General features: G+C 74.2%; 2 protein-coding genes. One reads left to right on the plus strand and one right to left on the minus strand.

Features of this window, described 5'->3' with window-relative positions; all coding sequences use genetic code 11:
• A partial coding sequence (gene eccD / locus MXD58_RS24245; protein WP_250609998.1) for a type VII secretion integral membrane protein EccD occupies positions 1-478 on the minus strand: 478 nt, incomplete at its 3' end.
• Positions 479-577: 99 nt separating this feature from the next.
• Here eccD and eccCa point away from each other — a divergent pair.
• A partial coding sequence (eccCa, locus tag MXD58_RS24250) for a type VII secretion protein EccCa (protein ID WP_250609999.1) occupies positions 578-2,900 on the plus strand: 2,323 nt, incomplete at its 3' end.

Below are 2,900 nucleotides of genomic sequence, written 5' to 3' on the forward strand. Positions count from 1 at the left end.
GTGGAACGCCCGCCGCCCAGTCCCGGGCGGCCGCCGCGGCCGGGTCCCCGGCGCGTAGCAGCGGCATGGCGAGGCTGGCGAGCAGCAGCAGGGCCAGCACGACCATGGCGGCGGCGCGGTTCGTGCGTAGGCGCCACCGGCCGGAGCGGGCCCGCATGCCGGTGGCGACACCGTCGATGAGGTCGTCGAAGTCCAGCGGCGGGATCTGGTCGGAGCGGGGGCGCAGGTGCACCGCGTCGCCGTCGAGCAGGTCGTGGTCGGCGACGCAGAGGTCCTCGTCCAGCGGCGGCTCGCCGAGGCGCTGCACGACCCAGCCGGAGTGTTCCAGGCCGCGGTCGGCGAGGTCCGGGCCCAGGCTGCGCAGCATCGCCGGCATCAGGTCGGCGAGCGGCACGTGGGTGGGCACGGACAGGTCGACGCGGCTCGTCGGTCCGACGACGAGGAGCCGGCACACCTGCGCCGTGTTGCTGCCTGCCATAACCCCCGCACGCACCGGCCCGACAGATCCGTTCAGGGCAGTGACTCACATCACATTAGGGAGGCAGTCCGGCGTGCACGGCGCAGGCGTGTAGGGGACATGTCCACCGTGCCGTTCCGCCGCCCCGCCCGCCGCACCGGACCGGAGATGCCGCACGGGGACATCACCCTGCAGGAGCCGCCGACCGTGCCCGAGGTCACCTCCGGCGGCATGCGCACTCTGGTGATGGTGGTCCCGGGGCTGCTGATGTCCTGCGGGATGATGTTCTACTTCGTCGGCGGCGCGGCGCACGGCGGACCGGCCGGGCTGATCATGATGGCGATGATGGGCGTGGGCATGGCCGGGATGGGCGCCGGGCAGATGCTGGGCCAGTCCGGCAACCGCCGGCAGAAACTCGGCGGGGAGCGCCGCGACTACCTGCGCTACCTCTCCCAGACCCGCCGGCAGGTCCGCCGCTACGCCGAGAAGCAGCGCGACGCGCTGGCCTGGCGCCACCCCGACCCGGAGTCACTGTGGTCACTCGCGCTGACCAGCCGGCTGTGGGAGCGCCGCCCGACCCATCCGGACTTCGGCGAGGTCCGCCTCGGCACCGGCGCGCAACGCCTCGCCGTGCGGATCACCCCGCTGCAGTCCAGCCCGGTGGAGGACCTCGAACCCGTCTGCGCGAAGGCGCTGCGCCGGTTCACCCGCGCCTACACGACGATCCCGCACCAGCCCGTCGCCCTGTTCGTGCGCGGCTTCGCGCACATCCGCCTCGACGGGGCGCGCGAACCCGCCCTGGCGCTGGCCCGCGCGCTGATCGCCCAGCTCGTCGCCTTCCACGCCCCCGACGAGCTGCAGATCGCCGTGTCCGCGACGGCGGCGCGCCGCGAGGCATGGTCGTGGGTGAAGTGGCTGCCGCACGCCCAGCATCCCGCGGACACCGACGCCGCCGGCCCGGTGCGCCTCGTCGGCGAGTCGCTGGAGGACGTCGAACGGCTCCTCGGGCGGGAGTTCCGGGAACGGGCCCGGTTCGAGACCGGCGCGGCGCCCTCGCGCGCCGAGCCGTTCGTCGTCGTCGTCAACGACGGCGGGCGCATCCAGCCCGGCTCCCGGTTCCTCGTCTCCGGTTACCGCAACGCCGTGCTCGTCGACTTCGACGGCCACGACGGCGGCAATCCGCGCCAGGCACTGCGCCTGGACATCACCGCCGAGCAGGTGCACACCGTCGAGCACGACCGGGTCGGCCGGGTGGTGCGCACCCGCCTGGCCGCCCCCGACCGGCTCTCCGTGACCCGGATCGCGGCCCTGGCCCGGGTGCTCGCCCGCCACGGCGCCGGCGCGATCGGCGAGAAGGCCGGCGAGGGCCTCGTCGCGAACCTCGACCTGCCCGAACTGCTCGGCCTCGGCGACCTGGAACGGTTCGACCCGCGCCCCGGCTGGGCGGCGCGTACCGGCGCCGCGCGGCTGCGGGTGCCCATCGGTGTCGCCGCCGACGGCTCCCCCATCGACGTGGACATCAAGGAGTCCGCCGAGGACGGGATGGGCCCGCACGGCATGCTCATCGGCGCCACCGGCTCCGGTAAGAGCGAGCTGCTGCGCACCCTGGTGCTGGCGCTGGCGGTGACGCACTCGTCGGAGACGTTGAACTTCGTGCTCGTCGACTTCAAGGGCGGCGCGACGTTCGCCGGCCTCGACCGGCTCCCGCACGTCTCCGCGACGATCACGAACCTCGCCGACGAGGCCTCCCTCGTCGACCGGATGCGTGACGCGCTGCGCGGCGAGCTGGTGCGCCGCCAGGAACTGCTGCGTGCCGCCGGCGGGTTCAGCTCGGTACGCGACTACGAGGCCGCCCGCACGCAGGGCGCGCCGCTCGCGCCGCTGCCGACGCTGTTCGTCGTCGTCGACGAGTTCAGCGAGCTGATCGCCGCGCACACCGACTTCATCGAGCTGTTCGTGATGATCGGCCGGCTCGGCCGGTCGCTGGCCGTGCACCTGCTGCTCGCCTCGCAGCGCCTCGACGACGGCCGCATCCACCAGCTCGAAGGACACCTGTCCTACCGGATCAGCCTGCGGACGTTCTCCGCGATGGAGTCACGGTCGGTGATCGGCGTGCCGGACGCCTACGAGCTGCCCGCCGCGCCCGGCAACGGCTACCTGCGCTCCGACGTCGCGACGATCACCCGGTTCAAGGCGGCGTACGTCTCCGGCCCCTACCGGCTGCGCTCGGCCCGGATCCGCCAGGAGGTCATCGCCGGCCAGGTCCTGCCGTATGACACCGCGCCGGCGCCGATCGTCGCGCCCGCCGGCTCCCCCGGCGCCGACGCAGACGAGGCCGCGGCGCAGGCCGAGGCGGACGAGCGGGCCGCGGCGGCCACCACCGTCATGGAGGTGCTCGTTGGTCGGCTCGTCGACCAGGGGCCGCCGGCGCACCGGGTGTGGC

Origin of the sequence: Frankia sp. AgKG'84/4 (assembly GCF_023242965.2) — a bacterium.
Classification (GTDB): domain Bacteria; phylum Actinomycetota; class Actinomycetes; order Frankiales; family Frankiaceae; genus Frankia.